This is a genomic window from Holdemania filiformis (assembly GCF_003459085.1).
In the GTDB taxonomy this organism is placed as follows: Bacteria; Bacillota_I; Bacilli_A; order Erysipelotrichales; family Erysipelotrichaceae; genus Holdemania; species Holdemania filiformis.
This window is the reverse complement of record NZ_QRUP01000022.1, coordinates 24338-40748: the sequence shown is the minus strand read 5'-3', so window position 1 is coordinate 40748 and position 16411 is coordinate 24338. Positions and strand designations below refer to the sequence as shown.

At 51.2% G+C, this 16411-nt stretch carries 17 protein-coding genes, 1 riboswitch and 1 other annotated feature; of the genes, 2 read left to right on the top strand and 15 right to left on the bottom strand.

Features of this window, described 5'->3' with window-relative positions:
* Positions 1-273: 273 nt before the first annotated feature.
* The 12 genes from ruvB to DWY25_RS14435 all read right to left on the bottom strand — a co-directional run bounded on the left by ruvB (position 274) and on the right by DWY25_RS14435 (position 10988).
* The gene (gene ruvB, locus DWY25_RS14490; protein ID WP_072683322.1) at positions 274-1284 is read right to left on the bottom strand and encodes a Holliday junction branch migration DNA helicase RuvB; all 1011 of its coding nucleotides are present in this window, start codon (positions 1282-1284) and stop codon (positions 274-276) included.
* 3 nt (positions 1285-1287) lie between these two features.
* The gene (ruvA, locus tag DWY25_RS14485) at positions 1288-1869 is read right to left on the bottom strand and encodes a Holliday junction branch migration protein RuvA (protein WP_006060531.1); all 582 of its coding nucleotides are present in this window, start codon (positions 1867-1869) and stop codon (positions 1288-1290) included.
* A 211-nt stretch (positions 1870-2080) separates the two neighbouring features.
* Positions 2081-2524 (bottom strand): GNAT family N-acetyltransferase, encoded by a 444-nt coding sequence (locus DWY25_RS14480; RefSeq protein WP_244925990.1) that lies wholly within the window; start codon positions 2522-2524, stop codon positions 2081-2083.
* Between the two features lie 126 nt (positions 2525-2650).
* Positions 2651-3931, bottom strand: coding sequence for a GTPase ObgE (obgE, locus tag DWY25_RS14475; protein WP_006060528.1), 1281 nt, complete (start codon positions 3929-3931; stop codon positions 2651-2653).
* 80 nt (positions 3932-4011) lie between these two features.
* Entirely contained in the window at positions 4012-4296 is a 285-nt protein-coding gene (gene rpmA / locus DWY25_RS14470) for a 50S ribosomal protein L27 (RefSeq protein ID WP_006060527.1), read from the bottom strand.
* A 3-nt stretch (positions 4297-4299) separates the two neighbouring features.
* Positions 4300-4617: a ribosomal-processing cysteine protease Prp gene (locus DWY25_RS14465; protein ID WP_117895834.1), complete on the bottom strand. Its 318-nt coding sequence runs from the start codon at positions 4615-4617 to the stop codon at positions 4300-4302.
* A gap of 5 nt (positions 4618-4622) precedes the next feature.
* The gene (rplU, locus tag DWY25_RS14460; RefSeq protein ID WP_006060525.1) at positions 4623-4934 is read right to left on the bottom strand and encodes a 50S ribosomal protein L21; all 312 of its coding nucleotides are present in this window, start codon (positions 4932-4934) and stop codon (positions 4623-4625) included.
* 30 nt (positions 4935-4964) lie between these two features.
* Positions 4965-5039 (bottom strand) — a sequence feature (ribosomal protein L21 leader region).
* Positions 5040-5103: 64 nt separating this feature from the next.
* Positions 5104-6450, bottom strand: a complete 1347-nt coding sequence (locus DWY25_RS14455; RefSeq protein WP_220412963.1) for a hypothetical protein — start codon at positions 6448-6450, stop codon at positions 5104-5106.
* Positions 6451-6784: 334 nt separating this feature from the next.
* The gene (locus tag DWY25_RS14450; protein WP_117895833.1) at positions 6785-7063 is read right to left on the bottom strand and encodes a CD3324 family protein; all 279 of its coding nucleotides are present in this window, start codon (positions 7061-7063) and stop codon (positions 6785-6787) included.
* Between the two features lie 253 nt (positions 7064-7316).
* A complete protein-coding gene (locus DWY25_RS14445; RefSeq protein WP_117895832.1) occupies positions 7317-8153 on the bottom strand; it encodes a pyridoxamine kinase in 837 nt (278 codons plus the stop codon).
* Between the two features lie 245 nt (positions 8154-8398).
* Positions 8399-9577, bottom strand: a complete 1179-nt coding sequence (locus tag DWY25_RS14440; protein WP_117895831.1) for a M20 family metallopeptidase — start codon at positions 9575-9577, stop codon at positions 8399-8401.
* Positions 9578-9593: 16 nt separating this feature from the next.
* Positions 9594-10988, bottom strand: coding sequence for a YfcC family protein (locus DWY25_RS14435; protein ID WP_117895830.1), 1395 nt, complete (start codon positions 10986-10988; stop codon positions 9594-9596).
* Between the two features lie 80 nt (positions 10989-11068).
* A riboswitch (Lysine riboswitch) is annotated at positions 11069-11247 on the bottom strand.
* Between the two features lie 290 nt (positions 11248-11537).
* Between DWY25_RS14435 and DWY25_RS17770 the strand changes: the two genes are divergently transcribed.
* Complete coding sequence (locus DWY25_RS17770; protein WP_181981846.1) at positions 11538-11687, top strand: hypothetical protein; 150 nt, start codon at positions 11538-11540, stop codon at positions 11685-11687.
* A gap of 265 nt (positions 11688-11952) precedes the next feature.
* Here the strand turns inward: DWY25_RS17770 and DWY25_RS14430 are convergent, their stop codons facing one another.
* The 3 genes from DWY25_RS14430 to DWY25_RS14420 all read right to left on the bottom strand — a co-directional run bounded on the left by DWY25_RS14430 (position 11953) and on the right by DWY25_RS14420 (position 15414).
* Entirely contained in the window at positions 11953-13185 is a 1233-nt protein-coding gene (locus tag DWY25_RS14430; RefSeq protein WP_117895829.1) for a M1 family aminopeptidase, read from the bottom strand.
* A gap of 192 nt (positions 13186-13377) precedes the next feature.
* A complete protein-coding gene (gene uxaC / locus DWY25_RS14425; protein WP_117895828.1) occupies positions 13378-14772 on the bottom strand; it encodes a glucuronate isomerase in 1395 nt (464 codons plus the stop codon).
* Positions 14773-14880: 108 nt separating this feature from the next.
* Positions 14881-15414, bottom strand: coding sequence for an O-acetyl-ADP-ribose deacetylase (locus tag DWY25_RS14420; protein ID WP_117895827.1), 534 nt, complete (start codon positions 15412-15414; stop codon positions 14881-14883).
* Between the two features lie 84 nt (positions 15415-15498).
* Here DWY25_RS14420 and DWY25_RS14415 point away from each other — a divergent pair, with 84 nt between their 5' ends.
* Positions 15499-16386: a DMT family transporter gene (locus tag DWY25_RS14415; protein ID WP_117895826.1), complete on the top strand. Its 888-nt coding sequence runs from the start codon at positions 15499-15501 to the stop codon at positions 16384-16386.
* Positions 16387-16411 lie beyond the last annotated feature (25 nt).

Below are 16411 nucleotides of genomic sequence, written 5' to 3'. Positions count from 1 at the left end.
ATCTTTGCAGACGGCAAACGCCGGAAGCGGGGATCCTTTTTTATTGGTCTCCTCGTCTGCTTTTTTGTATTCTCAACAAGACGAAAGAATTCAATTTCCGCAAACGCAGTCAGATTCTGCCTTGTGAAGATAGAGATCCCCGTTCGAAATCAATGAAAACAGAATAAGATTGAAGATCGGATCCAAACCGAAGCAGAATCCCATCAACAACAAAAGGACGCGGTCATTGCGTCCTTTTGTTCAACGAATCTTCTTTCCCCTTTGATTTCCTGCTTACAGATCAAACAGCTGATCGTGATAAGCAATCTTCAGATGCTCATAAGCCTTCGGCGTCGCGACCCGGCCGCGCGGCGTCCGGTTGATAAAGCCGATTTGAATCAGATACGGCTCATACACATCTTCCAGCGTCATCGGTTCCTCAGAGATACTGGAAGCCAGCGCTTCCAAACCGACCGGACCGCCGCGGAAACGTTCGATAATCCCCCGCAAATAGCGGATATCGACGTCGTCCAGGCCGAGCGAATCGACCCGCAGCCGATCCAGCGCTGTCTGCGCGACGTCCAGGCTGATCACGCCATCGTTGAGCACCTGCGCAAAATCCCGCACACGGCGCAGCAGACGATTCGCAATTCGCGGCGTACCGCGGGAGCGCTTGGCGATTTCCCTGACCGCTTCCGGGGCTGCAGCCACATTGAGCACCCGCGACGTCCGCGAAACGATCTGCGAAAGCTGATCCTCGTCATAATATTCCAGCTTATTGACGATGCCGAAGCGATCGCGCAGCGGCGCTGTCAGATCGCCCGCCCGCGTCGTTGCGCCGACCAGCGTAAACGGCGGCAGATCCAGGCGGATCGAACGCACACCGGAATCCTTGCCGACAACGATATCAATGCAGAAATCCTCCATCGCCGGATACAGCACTTCCTCGACCATCTTCGGCAGCCGGTGGATTTCGTCGATAAACAACACGTCGCCCGGCTCCAGCGTCGACAAGATCGCCGCCAGATCGCCGCTGCGTTCAATGCTCGGGCCGCTGGCTGTGCGCACCTTGCCGCCCATTTCATTAGCCAGAATGTAGGCCAGCGTCGTCTTGCCCAATCCCGGAGGTCCGTATAACAGGACATGATCGAGCGTTTCATTGCGCTGCAGCGCTGCCTGGATAAAAACCTTCAGGTTTTCTTTCAGCTGGGTCTGACCGATATAATCCGTCAGCCGCTGCGGCCGCAGCGATGATTCGTCATCCCCCGCTTCCGGCAGCGCGGAAAGCAGCCGTTCCTCGTCCATCCCTTATCCCCCTCTTTTCCGCTGCAGCAGATGCTGCAGACCTAATTTCACATATTCGTCCGTCGTCTTATCCGGATGCTCGCGCATTACTTTCGATAACCCGCTCAATTCACTTTGCTTATAGCCCAACGCTTTGAGCGCTTCCAGCGCGTCTTCGATCGCCTGACTGGACTTGCCTTCAGCGGTTTCTTCGCGAACCAGCTTGCCTTTCAGATCCAAAATGATCTGCGATGCGGTTTTCGCACCGATGCCCGGCATCTTTTTTAACGCCGCCACATCGCCCTGCTCAATCATCTGCACCATCTGCTGATACGTCGCCGCCGCCAGCATATTCATCGCCGTCTTCGGGCCCAGACCCTTGACGGAAATCAGCTTGACGAACAGATCCTGTTCCTCCATCGACAAAAAGCCGAACAGACTGAACTCATCTTCGCGCACGTGCTGGTAGGTAAAGACCCGCACTTCCTGATTCAGCCGGACCGCTTCCGGACGGGAAAAGAACACTTTATATCCGATACCCTGGTTTTCGATTATGATCCAATCCAAACCCACGGCAAAAACCGTTCCTTTAATCATTGCTATCATGTTATCACCTGCCGTTTATTTTACCATAAAACAAGCGTAAACGAAACAGCCAATCAGGAAACTGACGAAGGCTTGCCTCAGGCTTAACCAACACTTGTCTGTTTCCCGGCGTTTCCGCTCCTCCGTTTGACGTCTTGAAAGAAAATACCAATGAAGAAGTAAAAAACGAGGAAATAAAAAACTTCGCGTCCGGCTTAGAATCAGGATCCGTTTACAGCCAGCGCACAAAGGCAGTTTTATCCTGATCATTAAATCCCGCCTCACGATAAAAACGCAGCGCACCTTCCCGCTTGGAGCCCGTTGTCAGCAGCACTTTGTAACAATGATTCTCGCAGGCGATCCGCACCGCTTCCTCCAAGACCCTCCGGCCTAAGCCCTGACACCGATACCGCGGATCCGTCACCACGTTTTCGATGATCCCGTAGGGCCGCTGATCATGCGTAAGATTGCGGATGATCGTCAGTGTGCAGGTTGAGACTCCATGGCCTTGACTCTCAGCCACGATTATCGCTGTCTGCGGATCGTTCAGCAGCGTTTGCCACAGCCGCATGAGTTTGGCATCCAATACCGGGATAGGGTTATCGCCTAAATAAGTATAAAGCTGAAGTAAATCCGGTAAATCCTGCCGCTGAGCCAACCGCATGGTCGTCATCATCATTTCAATCTCCTTCACACTCAAAAACTGATTGTTTGTTTAAGTCTTTTTTTAAGCCAGAAACCGTATTCACTTCTGGCCTGCTCCATGGCCAACGAAAAAGAGGCGCAAACGGCCTCTGATTGCTTATTCGACAAATTCAAATTGGAAATCGTTGATGAAGACGAGATCGCCGTCCTCCGCGCCCTTCTGCCGCAGCGCCTCATCGACGCCCAGCTTGCGCAGCGACTGACCAAACCGATACACCTGCGACTCAACCTCAAAATCAGTCATCTTGAACAGTTTCTCGACCTTCGGGCCTTCCAGCCGCCACTGGTGATTGCCCAGATTGGTAACAGTGAAATCCGGCGCCTTCGGTACAAACTTATACAATACGCCTTCCTCAACTTCAGTTTCACCTGTCATCGGGAATTCCGGCGTCGTTTCCAACAGATCCGCGACTTTGTAAAGAACCTCGTCCAGCCCTTCCGCGATCAGCGTGATCACCGGATATACCGGAATGTCCGGATAAGTTTCCTTAAAACGCTTCAGATTCTCTTCCGCGCCCTCCAGATCCATCTTGTTCGCCAGCACGACCTGCGGCCGTTCCATTAAGCGCAGTTCGTATTGTTCCAGCTCCTTGTTGATGATTCTGTAATCTTCAATCGGATCGCGGCCGTCGTTGGCGCCCATGTCCACGACGTGCACAATAACCCGGCAGCGCTCGATGTGACGCAGAAACTGATGTCCCAGTCCCTTGCCTTCGCTGGCGCCTTCGATCAGACCCGGTAAATCCGCCATGACAAACGAACGGCCGTCCGGGACCTGAACCATGCCCAGATTCGGCGTGATCGTCGTAAACGGGTAATCCGCAATTTCCGGGCGAGCCTTGGAGACAACGGATAATAACGTTGACTTGCCTACCGAGGGAAAGCCGACCAGTCCGACGTCCGCCAACAATTTTAGTTCAACCTGAATTTCCTTGGCTTCGCCGTCTTCGCCCTGCTCGCAATATTCCGGCGCAGAGTTGCGGGCGGAAGCAAAATGCCAGTTGCCGCGGCCGCCCTTGCCGCCTTTGGCAATGACTGCGCGCTGACCGGGTTTCGTTAAATCGGCGATCAGGCCGCCGGTCGCCAGATCCTTGACCAGCGTACCCAGCGGGACCTTGACCAAAACATCGTCGCCATCCGCGCCGTGCATTTTCTTCGGCTTGCCGACACCGCCGTTGCCCGCGGTCAGCTGCTTGGAATAGCGCAGATCCAGTAGGGTTGACTTGTTGCTGTCAGCTTCAAAAATAATATCGCCGCCGTCGCCGCCATCCCCTCCTGCCGGTCCTCCCAGGGGTACATATTTTTCACGCCGGAACGCAACCAATCCGTTGCCGCCGTTGCCGGCCTTGAGTTTCATTTTAACACGATCAATAAACATGGAAAACGCCTCCTTTCCTCTTAGAATAACCTCGATCGTACTTCTTCAAACAAAAATCCCCAACCGGGGATTTTGTTAACTTACGCTGCTGGATAGACAGAAACTCTCTTCTTGTCCTTGCCTACGCGCTCGAATTTTACAGTTCCGTCGACTTTTGCGAATAAGGTATCATCGCCGCCGCGTCCGACATTCACACCCGGATGAATCTTTGTGCCGCGCTGACGGTATAAGATTGAACCGGCTGTCGCAAACTGTCCGTCCGCCTTCTTGGCTCCCAGTCTTTTGGAATGAGAATCACGGCCGTTCTTTGTAGAACCGACACCCTTTTTGGAAGCGAACAACTGAATGTTCAATACTAACTTCATGGCTTACACCTCCTGTTTTTTGAGTTTTATAAATTCTGGATAACTCTCTGCAATGGTTTGCAGCTGAATCCAGGCTGTTCGGAGAACCAGCTGGGCTGTCGGATCGTCCAGATTCAGAATCCGGATTTTCAGATATCCCTCCCGGGTTTCAGTTTGAAACGTTCCGGGCGCTAATTCGTCCAAAGCATTATTGGTTCCGATCGTAATGCAGCTGACGCCGGCACAGACAAGATCTTGTCCCATTTCAGCGTAGCCCGCATGACCCTCCGCCAGTAAGGTTTCCGCCTTTCCCTGACGTTCAGTCAGCTTGATCCGAATCATGAGCCTTAAGCTTCGATGGCTTCAACGGTCAGCTTTGTATACGGCTGTCTGTGGCCCTGTTTGCGGTGAGAAGAACCGTCCTTGGCTTTGTACTTGAAGATCGTGACCTTCTTTTCCTTGCCCTGCTTCTCAACTTTGCAGGTGACCTTAGCACCCTTGACATACGGCGTACCGATTTTTGTTGTTCTGTTGGCATAGAGCACAACGGTGTTGAAGACTACTTCTTCACCCGGCTGAACGTCCAGCTTTTCTACATAGATCGACTGGCCGACTTCAACGCGCAGCTGCTTTCCGCCTGTTTCAATTACTGCGTACATGACTTGCACCTCCGTTCATATTCTCATGTATTTCTGAAAGAGACTCGCCAGTGCAGGGGACGATTTCCCGTCTTAAAACCCTGTTATGAGCGGTTGCAGCCATCAGAGGGGCATACAACGTGATAATAATAGCACAACAGCTATTTCCAGTCAATGTAATTTTACCAATCTATCCGCTTGTTTTCAAGCTTTTTGGCGTTTTTTCTTCCTCAGGCTTTGTGCGCCAGAGCGCGGCGGCAGCATCCGCAAGTTTAACCGCCGTATCGCGGTCCAGCGGCATTACTCGCCCATGATACGGAAAATAGATAAGATTAGACCACAGCACTTCATAACCGCCTGCATCATATTCCTTCGCGTCGGGCAGATAACTGCTGCAGCCATTGGTATAGCCATTGAAAAACAAAAGCGGTGAGGTGCGTGCCTGTACCTGCAAAGCGATATTGGACATGATTTCATTCGCAACACCGCAAAGGCCTCCGTCGTTGATCTTCAGCAGCTGCAGCTCAATGACCGCATGCTGAGCCTGAACGCCTTCCTGGTGCAACCGGCGAACCTCCTCCAGCCACGCACGTCCATCAATCCCCGCTTCCGCCCAAGCCTCTTTCACAATCGTTTCCGCCTGATTCCAGTCAGGGACGCTCGCCTGTACACTGCAGAAAACCGACGCCATCTGCACCGAGGTAATAGATCGAGGCGCTAAACCTCTTAAACCCGCCCAGGCCGCTTCAGTTAACAGCTCCGCGGTTTTCTCTAAGGCCTGCAGACTTTCCACCCGATAGCCTTCCTGTTCGCTGGACGGCAGGGGATGCAGCGCCGCTTCGTAGCTGTGAACTTCCAGCCAACGTGTATTTTGCTGGCAGTAACGCGGGCGGATATCGCCGCTCGCACCTTGAATCATCATGACCGGACATCCCGCCTGCCGGCTTAATCGCTGCCGGGTTCGTCCGAAATAATCTGCGGAAATCAAATAATTATCGCTGAATAAAATATTGGCATGCGTGCTGACGCGCAGCAGAATTAAAACCGGATGGTCCTCAAGATCCGTCAGCTTTAGCAAACCCAGGCGGCGATCCATCCCATCCGGATCAGAACGTCGATTTTCACCGATCGGATTCTCGGCGCTTCCCCACACCGCTTTAACCGGGCGCAGACACATCGACACCTGTCTTACCGCCGCTTCAGCCTGAGCACAAACCTGCTTGAAATAAGCCGGCTCCTTCGCCGCATTTGGTGCGGAATGAGTATGGGAGAAACAAAGCATAATATGATCCCGCTGCGTTTTCAAAAGAACCGCGATCGCATCGCGCAAACACTCAGCCAGCTTCACAGTCCATCCCAGACTGTCGATGGCGATCAAACAGCCCGACTCCTCCCCCTGCCGCCAGAGCAGCACTTGCAAAGCCAGCGCATCCAGGATGCCGCGGGAATGATCGTCCGGCCGGTAAAAACCAGCCAGTTCTACGGAAGCCGTGGGTGTAATATCGACCTGAGCAAAACCCATTGTAATTTCATTCATGTTTACCCTCCCTGCCTCAACGATCTCTTCCTGCGGTGATCATCGGCCTGTCGGTTTGAGTTTATCGCAGGACTGATTGAGCGGCAAGTACCGAAAATAAGTTCCCAGTAAAATCGAGCGAGGAAATGCCGGACGTCGCATGGCAAACCTTGAACAGAATTCCTTTTCGACTTTTTTATCTAGAAACAGCTGGGCATTCGTAACGCTTTCCCAATTTCCAATAAAAAAACAGGCAAACCTCCGGACTTGAATTCTTCAGATCAGACCGAATTTTTGTTTACCTGTTTTCATTTCAAAATTTAACGTTTTTCGTTAAGCACCAGAGTGCAGATCCCTATTTCTCTGCACAGTCTTTCCGATAAAGAATGTTTCGGATTGTCGTCACAGATAAGAAATAGGTTTGGGACAGCTGTTCAGCCGTCGCTCCCTGGCGATGATCAGCGATAATTTGCTGATTCCGCTGCTGAAGTTGACGGCGGATACCGCTGCGTTCACCCCAGGCTTTCCGTTGTTCCTTTAATGCTGGAATATATAAGGTTTCTCCTTGAACATAACACTGCACCTGGCGCAGCAGAGAAACAGGCAGCACTTTTGCGGCATTGGTTTTCTTCATTTTCAGCTCACTCCTTGATTTTTTGATTTCAAGCAGCGAAGCAGAAAGTTCGCCAGCGACTCGTTTTACGTTCTGCTCCACACGAGGGTCGCGGCACTTTTCAGCTTCGCGTGGAGCAACGTTTGATTGCGCTTCTTTTTATTTCGTTTCATGTTTCCTCACCTTTTCCGATTCTTCACAGGCTGATTCTGCGTTATCATCCGAACGAACAAGCAAGACAGAGCCTGTTCGATCTTCTGCGATTCTGAAATTTTTATAACCCGAGACGGCGGATCAGCTGCGGCAGCACCCGTTCAAAATTCACGCCGTATTTCTTTTCAGCGTCGTGTTCCATCGTTTCACGGATACAGGCGACAGTATAGTCGGCCGCAATCTCCAGCGCTTCCTGCAAGCTTTTTCCCAATGCCAGAGCGCCGACAGTCGTACTTGAGAAAATATCCCCGGTTCCATGATAGCTGACAGGAATCCGGTCGTGCACATAGCGGATTTTCTCCCCGCTCACAAGATCCCGGCCGGCGACGCCGGTCTTGCCGGGTTCCAAAGCCACACCGGTCAGAACGACCGCACGTTTTGTTCCCAAAGCGGCCAGCTTATCCAGCAGCGTCTCGATGTACTGCTCGTCATAGTGCTCACGGTATTCCGTCCCCGTCAGAAAGCATGCTTCCGTCAGATTCGGCACGATGATATCCGCCTTGGCGCACAGCTTGGCCATCTGGGCGGCAAAGTCCAGGTCAAACAGTGGATAAAGCTTGCCGTTATCCGCCATGACCGGATCCACAAAGATAAAATTATCCTCAGATTTGAATTGATCAAAGAAATCGGAAATCAGCTGAACTTGCCGTTTCGATCCTAAATATCCCGTATAGATCGCCGCAAAATCAATCTGTTCCTGCTGCCAATGCCGTGCGATCGGCGCGATTTCGTCGGTCAGGTCATGAAATGTATAGTTCTGAAACATCGTATGGGTCGACAACACCGCCGTCGGGATGATCGCCGTTTCCACGCCCATCGCCGAAATGATCGGCAGCGCCACGGTCAGCGAACATTTGCCGACGCAGGAAATATCCTGAATGGTTACGATTCTCTGCATTGTTCAATTCCTCCTTCAAGTCCGATGACTTCAATCCGATTATAAACATCTCTCACGGCAAACACAAGTCCCGTCTGCACTCGGGTAAGGCTTCGCTTGCTTTTTCAGACAGAATGCCAAAGTTTTCAGCCGTTTCATCATGTGTGTCAAAAAAGCCGCTTACCGCGACTCTTGGCTTTATTTCGTCGATTGTTTTGAAAACTTCTGAATCCCGCTGATTGCTGAGCATTGGGAACGCTTTACAGTCAGCCTTTTAACAGTTCCGGGTTCAGAAAGACCTGCAGCGCACTGAAGGCCATCGCTTTAATCGCTGTGTGCAGCGAGTGATCGGCGGCATGACCGTGAACATAGTCCAGAAAATCTTCGTTGTGCGCATACACCGGCGGACAAGCGTCGGTTTCAATTTCGCAATACACCGTTGGACAAACATGCGAGACATTACCGATATCGGTCGAGCCGGAGGCTTCGTTGGACTGCGGCACAAAACGAGTCACGCCCAGCGCTTCCAGATTTTCCTTCAACAGCTTCCGCAGCGGCTCGCTGTAAACCAGATCGTCATACGAATTCTCAAAGTTATGATAAGCTAACGACGCACCCGTCATCAGCGCCGCGCCCTTGGCACAGTTGATGATCCGTTGTGTCAATTCTTCCAGATAAGCGCGGGATTTCGCCCGGATATAGAACTGACAGGACGCACTTTCCGGCACAATGTTGGCCGCCGCTCCGCCGTTGGTTACAATTCCATGCACCCTTGCGTCGCTCTGCATGTGCTGGCGCAGGGCGTTGATCCCGGCAAACGTAAGCTGGACAGCATCCAGAGCATTGATGCCTAAATGCGGATATGCCGCAGCGTGCGCCGCTTTCCCGGTGAAGTCAAACTGCAGGGAATCCATCGCCAGCGAAACGACATGAATGTTGTTTTCCGCGCCTAAATGCATCTGAAACGCCGCGTCAATATCGTCAAAGCAGCCCGCGTCAACCAGGTCGCATTTGCCGCCCAGCGTTTCTTCCGCCGGCGTGCCGATCAAAACGATTGTACCGCTGAATTCCTTGCTGAACTGCGCCAGCAAGGCGGCCGCACCCAGCGTTGAAGCTGCGATCCAGTTATGACCGCAGGCATGGGCGTTCTGGTTATGCTCCGGGCCATAGCCCGGCAGCGCGTCATATTCCGCCAGGAAAGCAATTTTCGGACCATCGCCGCAGTTCAGCTCAGCGCGAAACGCCGTTGCCAGCCCGCCGTAAGGCTGCGTAACCGCAAAGCCATAGCCGCGCATTTTTTCACACAAATATTGCGACGACCAGACCTCATCACACCCCAGTTCCGGATGGGCGTAGATTTCATCGCGGACCCTTTCAAACTGTTCAGCCATTTCTGCTTCCCGCGCAAACAGTGCCTCGCGCAGCGTTTCCAAGTTCTTTTCCATCGTGATTTCCTCCCGTCTAGTATCCGATCAGCACGGCGATCGTTAAGAGCACAATTTCCGCGATGAACAACAAACCGAACAACGGCGTCACAAACTTATACCACTTGTTGACCGGCAGGCCCATAATTCCACACATCATAAAGACGGAAGTCGGCCAGAAAATATTGGAGAACCCGTCGCCGAACTGGAAAGCCAGAACCGCGATCTGCCGGCTCAAGCCGACCATCTCAGAAACCGGCGCCAAAATCGGCATCGTGACGACCGCCTGTCCGCCGCCGGACGGAATGAAGAAGTTAATGATATTCTGCACAAACAACATGCCCATCGCGCTCGCGATGCCTTGAAACTGCGCCAAGCCGGTCGACAGCCAGTAAACGATCGTATCGATGATGTGCGCGTTGTCCATGATGACCGGTATCGCCCGGCTCAGTCCGACAATCAATGCACCGAACATCATATCCTTCGCCGCTTCGATGAAATACTGTGCGATCTGACTCGGCGTAAACCGGGACACCAGACCGATCACAAGCATCATGATGATGAACAGCGCCGCGATTTCATTGATATACCAGCCCAGCTTGATTGTGCCAACCAAAAGCATGACGACGGTGAAAATGAAGCACAGCCCGGAAATTTTCTGCGTCAGCGTAAAATCACGCTTCATCAGTTCTTCCTTGGTGCCGACTTCACGGAAATTCAGGTTTTCACCGGCCAGAATTGATTTTTCCGGATGCTTTCTGACCTTCTCCGCATAACGCCAGACATAAATGATCGAGATGCCCATGAAAATAACAAAGCAGAAGATCCGATAACCCAGGCCGGAAAACAGCGGAACCTGAGACACTTCCTGAGCGATGCCGATCGTAAACGGATTGATCGTCGCCGCCGCAAAGCCGACCGCGACCGCGATATAGACGATCGAACCGCCGACGATGGCGTCAAAGCCCAGCGCAATCGCAATTGAAATGAAGATCGGAAGCAGGCCGTAGGTTTCCTCAAACAGACCGATGGTTGAGCCGAGGATCCCGAAGGCGATCATGCAGATCGGAATCAACAGGTGTACGCGATTGCCGATCTTTCGCAAAACGGCGCCGACGACCGCATCGAACGTTCCGTTTTTCAATAACATATAAACAAAGGCGTAAGCAAAGACGATGAAGAAAATAATCTGAGCACCGTCAATGAAGCCTAACTGAATCGAAGTGAAAATTTCAAACAGACTGCAGCCGGTTTTCGGCAGGTAATGGAACGAATCGGCGACGACGACCATCTTGCCGCTGGCTTCGTCCAGAACACGGGTGAATTCCCCGGCCGGCACAATGTTCGCCAACAGCGCGGTCAGCAGGACCATGCCGAAGATAATGACATAGGTATGGGGCATTTTGAATGATGTGGCAGTTTTCTTGCGCATACAATTTCCTCCTTAACAAAAAAATCTTTACATCCTAAAACATGTAAAGATCAATGGAAATCATCATTCATCCCTATATGCCTTAAGATAGTGCTCCTTTGTAAAATGGCATCTTTACAAAGACAGTGACCTACCTGTTCGATAGGTCCCCAGCCGCTTTTATGACAAAGCGACTTCGGCGGATCATCCTTTCCGACTGACTTCTCAGGCTTTCGGCCTCCATCAGCGTACTCTTAATCTCCGCGCCTCTAGCTGTGCTTTCACACAAGCATGTTTAGATTACCATATTCAATTTTACATTTCAACCGGAAAACACAAGAAAAAAGGAAATTCCGACAGAATTTCCCAAGGAATTGAAAAACAGATCAAACGGCGGACGACAGTGGGTCTTTGGCATCGTAATCCTCTAATTTTAATAAGAAATAAAGAATGGCACGGAACGGTTTAGCGGCATAAGTGAAGCGCTGCAGCCGATCGGCATAACGCATCGTGTAGCTGTTGAGCAGACAATGAACGACATTCGCCCAGGTCCGCGCTTAAGCCGGGATCATGGCACTGGATGTATTCCTGAAGCTGACGCCAGCAGTTCTGCGAATTTCGGACTTTGACAAACCACTGGTCATAAACGCCAAGAAAGCGCTGCTGGGTAAACCGACAGGCAAAAACATTGAGATCATCGGCGCACGGATGGCTGCCTAACGGCGGAATGGATACTGAATGCGGGCAAATCCGTCAAAATCGGCGACGCTCAGGGGATCGGCAGCGTCCTGGAAACCGTGCGAAACGGTTATGTCGCGGGGAAATCGATCTAACGTTCTCCAATCAGGGCGTTCTAAAGCTCTTGAAGAAAGCATGGACTAAATTATCTTCTGCCTCAGATTCTGATATAGACAACAAAGAGGAGTGCGCGCTCCTCTTTTAGTTTCCTAAAATCAACTTTTCTTTCTTACTTGATATTTCCGTTCTATTCCGCGGATGCCTGACTCACAGCTTCAATCCATTCTTTTAAGATTGGATCCTCCCTGCTTAATCCAAAATCAGCCTGATCCAGAAATTTTTCGATCTCCGCGGCCAGTTCCGGGGAAAGTTCCCGGCGAATTGCTTCCAGCAGAGCTGCTGTGGACTTAACCGTCAGGTTCGCTAACAAGGAAAGGATTTGATCGACGACCGTCATTCCATGATCAAACGCCAGTTTTAAAAACAAAGCCGTTCCTTTTTGATGGATGCTTTTTGCATCGTTCTTCCCTTCCGGCGTGCGGATCGGCCGCAGCGGTGCATAAGTGGAAACGAGCGTGTTCAATTTTTGCTTAAGCAGCCAGGTTGGACCGTGTTTCATCAAGTAACGCAGGCAAGTCCATTCTGCCCCGGTTTCATTCAGCCAGTCCTCCCAGGAAGAAACGTCGGCGCCGGTAAACCAGAGATGGCCCAGTTCATGCGCCATCAAGCCAATCATCCGATCGGCATGTTTCTGGATTTGAGAACAATCTTCCGGCAGAATCCGCGTGTAAAACGTCCACTCCCCGCGCTGGAAAGCGCCGGCGTTCCGATAGTCAGGAATATCCAAAGATATCATTTTTCGCTGCGGCAGCTTCCGCACGCCATAAGCTGTCTGATATTCCATCAGAATTTGTTCAACTTCCTCGACCATGCGGGAAATGATTTCTGTTTCGTCCGGATTAAAATAGACAAACTGCGCTGCGGGATTTTCCTGCGTCAGTTTGCTTTCCGGCTTATAGATCACGACATTGCCGGGATCTCCGGCCAGCCCTGAAGAAAGCCAGGTATTCTGAGCTTCATCCCATTGTCCTTCCAGCATGACCTGTCCCGGCCGGCCTTGATATGTCAGTGGAAACTGAACGAGGGACAAGGTTTTTGGTTGCGGATAGTAAACAGAATAAGCGTTAAGGGCCAATAAATCGGAGCGGTTGACATTCCCCCACCCGGCCGGCTGTCCTTGATATTCGATCTCGATTTCCCCTGCCTGAACGATCCGCGGCGTAATCTTGCGGGCAGCCGAGCGGAATAACATCGGTTCTGAGGGGCCCGCTTCGAAGGCAATTTCTTGATCCTGGCTCACAATGCGGCGAAGGGTCAGCTGATCGGAAAGCCAGAAGCTTTCACCCTTTTCCAAATACAACTGACAGCGAAACAACAGGTCCGAGGCTTGTTCAAATAGTTGCAAGTGAATGACTTTCATCGCTGAGTCCCTCCTTGTTTATCGTGTATCTATAATTTAACATATACTATATAGTTTTACAATATAGTTATTATGAAATAATAAAATCAACGTTGATTTACAGGATCGCGCTTTTCCTGATGAAAAAAGCCGGAAACCCCAGCTCCCGACTTTAAAGTTAAAACCGCTTATTCTTTATCCTATATTCTAAATTTAGAATTCAAAATACCGAACGGCGTTGTCGTAACAAATATTTCTGACCATTTTCTCCAGCTGCGTCCAATCCTGCGGCGCTTCCCCATTTTCAACCCAGGTTCCTAGTTTATTGCAAAGAATCCGTCGGAAATATTCATGCCGTGGAAAGGACAGGAAGCTGCGCGAATCTGTCAGCATCCCGACAAACCGGGATAACAAGCCGACCTCCGCCAGCGTATCCAGCTGCTTTTCCATTCCGCGCTTCTGGTCGCAGAACCACCAAGCCGAACCGAGCTGAATCTTGCCAGGAAGACTTCCATCCTGAAAATTCCCGGCAGCGGTGGCCAGCACCTCGTAATCCTTGGAGTTCAGACTGTACAGAATCAGCTTCGGTACGCCCGCGTTCTGCTCCATTGCGTCCAGCAACGAATTCAGCTGACCTGCGATCATCGGATCATCTGTGCTGTCATATCCGGTATCCGCCCCCAGTTTGGCAAACATTCGTGAATTGTTATTGCGCAGCGCGCCGATATGCAGCTGCATCGCCCATCCCCGCTTCACATATTCACTGGCTAAAAAAACAAGCACTGCGCCGCGGTATTGACGCAGCTGTGAGATCGTAAGGGACTGATCGGCTTTCTTCTGGTCCAGCAGTTTTTGAATTTGAGCCTCATCCGCCGGGGCATAAAAATCTCCGTTTAACGCATGATCGCTCAATTTACAACCCTGTTCGGCAAAATGATCCATACGTTTTTTCAACGCAGCCTTCAGCCCTTCCCAGCTGCCGCAGTCTTCGCCGGTCAGCTCAGCTAACTTTCCAAGATACTCCAGATAACCCTCTTTCTCGATATTTAAAACAGGATCCGGACGGAAGGCCGGCAGCACCCGGATTTCAAAGTCAGCCTTCAACAATTTATGCCAGTGCAGATCATCCAGCGGATCATCCGTTGTACACAGCGTCTTAACCTTCATTTTTCGAAGCAGGTTCCGCACCGAATATTCCGGCGTGTTCAGCATCGCGTTGGTCTGTTCCCAAATCTGATCGGCATTCTCCGGACAGATAATCGTATCCATGCCGAAATACCGTTTTAATTCCAGATGCGTCCAATGATACAGCGGGTTGCCGATCAAATCCGGCATCACCGCGCACCAGGCATCAAATTTTTCCCGGCCGCTGGCCTTACCTGTGATCTTATCCTCGCCGATGCCGTCAGCCCGCATCGCCCGCCATTTATAATGGTCGCGGCCCAGCCAGACTTCCGCAATATCCGGATAACAGCGGTCTTCGTAAATAACCTGCGGTTCCAGATGATTGTGATAGTCCAGGATCGGCATCGTCTCCGCCGCCTGATGATATAATCGTTTCGCTGTATCATTTTGAAGCAGAAAATCTTCGTCCATAAATTTTTTCATTTTCTCGCCCTTCCCTCTTTTCATCAGTATACCGCGTTTTGCGAATCCGTGGATTCTGAAATCTTTAGATTTCCCGTTTTTAAATCTCTTTTTTTATGAGTCTGCCGTCTAATCGCCTTTATTATCCAGTTGTCTTTTATACAGCAGTGCGTCTTCACTTTCATAGCAGCAGAAAATGACGTCGATCTCCTTTTCAGCCTGCAGCTCACTTAACGTATCCCGCACCGTGTCCACAGCGATTGAACAGGCCAGCGCTTTAGGAAAATGATAGATGCCTGTGCTGATGCACGGAAAAACAATCGTCAGCGAGGACAGTCTATGTTCCTTTTGCAGCTGGCGAGCCAGGCGCAGCGACTGCCGGTAACAGCTTGCCAACAAATCCGCTTCCTGATGTCGGCCTCCGCTCCACACCGGACCGACAGTATGGATAATCCAGCGGCATGACAGATCATAAGCTTTTGTCACTTTCGCCTGACCGGTTTCACAGCCGTGCAGAGTCCGGCATTCCGCCAACAGCTGCGGACCTGCTTTCCGGTGGATTGCCCCGTCGACGCCTCCGCCGCCCAACAATGAGCGGTTCGCAGCATTGACGATGATCTCGGCCGGCACTGAAGTGATATCCCCCTGAATAAAAGTAATCATATTCTTACCCTCTTTTCATTGACAGTGATCTGCTTCTTTTCTATTCTATAACTAAGAAGAAGTGGAAAGCAAGGTGAATCCGGTATGAAACGAAGTCAGATCCAGCTGATCAGCGCGATGTTGATTTTCGGCAGTCTGGGATTGTTTGTCCGCCAGCTCACTCTGTCCTCAGCGCTTATCGCTTTTTTCCGGGCCGCAATCGGCGGTTGTTTTTTATTCCTGTATCAATGCCTGCGCCGCAAACCGCCTCGCCTTCCGCAAAGCCGCAAATCCCGGATCAGCTTGTTGATATCCGGCATTTTATTAGGCTCCAACTGGGTCTTCCTTTTTGAAGCTTACCGGCTGACGACGGTCTCGATCGCCACTTTATGTTATTATTTAGCGCCAATTCTCGTCGCTTTGTTTGTGCTGTTTCGTTCCCGTCGTTTTTCCGGAAAAGCAGCGCTGCTTTTAATTCTGGGACTGACGGGGCTTTGCCTGTTGATCAATCCCGGTTCCGCTCTGGGAATCCATCCCGGACTGGGCATCGGGCTTGGCCTCATCGCTGCGCTCATGTATGCGGGGATCATTTTGATTAATCCTTATTTCAAAGAGGTCGAAGGCCTGGACAGCTCCTGCCTGCAGCTTTTGATCGCAGCCGCGGTTTTACTCGGTTATCTTTTAACTCAGCCGGCGTTGTGGAACGGACTTGAAATATCGCTTTCGCAATGGGGACTTCTATTATTGCTGGGCATCGTGCACACCGGATTGGCTTACGCCCTGTACTTTAGCGCACTGCCGCGTTTAGACAGCACCACGGCCGCATTTTCCAGTTATCTGGATCCCGTCAGTGCGATTTTCTTTTCTGTTATCTTCCTTCACGAACAGCTTAACGCCATTCAGCTTGTTGGCGCGGTCTTGATTCTGGGAACCTCCTGGCGATTAAGCCGGTTGGAGAAAGAAGCGGGACTGCCAAAGAAGACTTCTTCATAAAGAAAGTTTTTTCAAAGATAATGTT

Bases quoted from the DNA above. Each gene is read 5' to 3' on its own strand.
- ruvB (WP_072683322.1), bottom strand. From the start codon at position 1,284: ATGGACGAGGAACGGCTGCTTTCCGCGCTGCCGGAAGCGGGGGATGAC.
- ruvA (WP_006060531.1), bottom strand. From the start codon at position 1,869: ATGATAGCAATGATTAAAGGAACGGTTTTTGCCGTGGGTTTGGATTGG.
- DWY25_RS14480 (WP_244925990.1), bottom strand. From the start codon at position 2,524: ATGATGACGACCATGCGGTTGGCTCAGCGGCAGGATTTACCGGATTTA.
- obgE (WP_006060528.1), bottom strand. From the start codon at position 3,931: ATGTTTATTGATCGTGTTAAAATGAAACTCAAGGCCGGCAACGGCGGC.
- rpmA (WP_006060527.1), bottom strand. From the start codon at position 4,296: ATGAAGTTAGTATTGAACATTCAGTTGTTCGCTTCCAAAAAGGGTGTC.
- DWY25_RS14465 (WP_117895834.1), bottom strand. From the start codon at position 4,617: ATGATTCGGATCAAGCTGACTGAACGTCAGGGAAAGGCGGAAACCTTA.
- rplU (WP_006060525.1), bottom strand. From the start codon at position 4,934: ATGTACGCAGTAATTGAAACAGGCGGAAAGCAGCTGCGCGTTGAAGTC.
- DWY25_RS14455 (WP_220412963.1), bottom strand. From the start codon at position 6,450: ATGAATGAAATTACAATGGGTTTTGCTCAGGTCGATATTACACCCACG.
- DWY25_RS14450 (WP_117895833.1), bottom strand. From the start codon at position 7,063: ATGAAGAAAACCAATGCCGCAAAAGTGCTGCCTGTTTCTCTGCTGCGC.
- DWY25_RS14445 (WP_117895832.1), bottom strand. From the start codon at position 8,153: ATGCAGAGAATCGTAACCATTCAGGATATTTCCTGCGTCGGCAAATGT.
- DWY25_RS14440 (WP_117895831.1), bottom strand. From the start codon at position 9,577: ATGGAAAAGAACTTGGAAACGCTGCGCGAGGCACTGTTTGCGCGGGAA.
- DWY25_RS14435 (WP_117895830.1), bottom strand. From the start codon at position 10,988: ATGCGCAAGAAAACTGCCACATCATTCAAAATGCCCCATACCTATGTC.
- DWY25_RS17770 (WP_181981846.1), top strand. From the start codon at position 11,538: ATGGCACTGGATGTATTCCTGAAGCTGACGCCAGCAGTTCTGCGAATT.
- DWY25_RS14430 (WP_117895829.1), bottom strand. From the start codon at position 13,185: ATGAAAGTCATTCACTTGCAACTATTTGAACAAGCCTCGGACCTGTTG.
- uxaC (WP_117895828.1), bottom strand. From the start codon at position 14,772: ATGAAAAAATTTATGGACGAAGATTTTCTGCTTCAAAATGATACAGCG.
- DWY25_RS14420 (WP_117895827.1), bottom strand. From the start codon at position 15,414: ATGATTACTTTTATTCAGGGGGATATCACTTCAGTGCCGGCCGAGATC.
- DWY25_RS14415 (WP_117895826.1), top strand. From the start codon at position 15,499: ATGAAACGAAGTCAGATCCAGCTGATCAGCGCGATGTTGATTTTCGGC.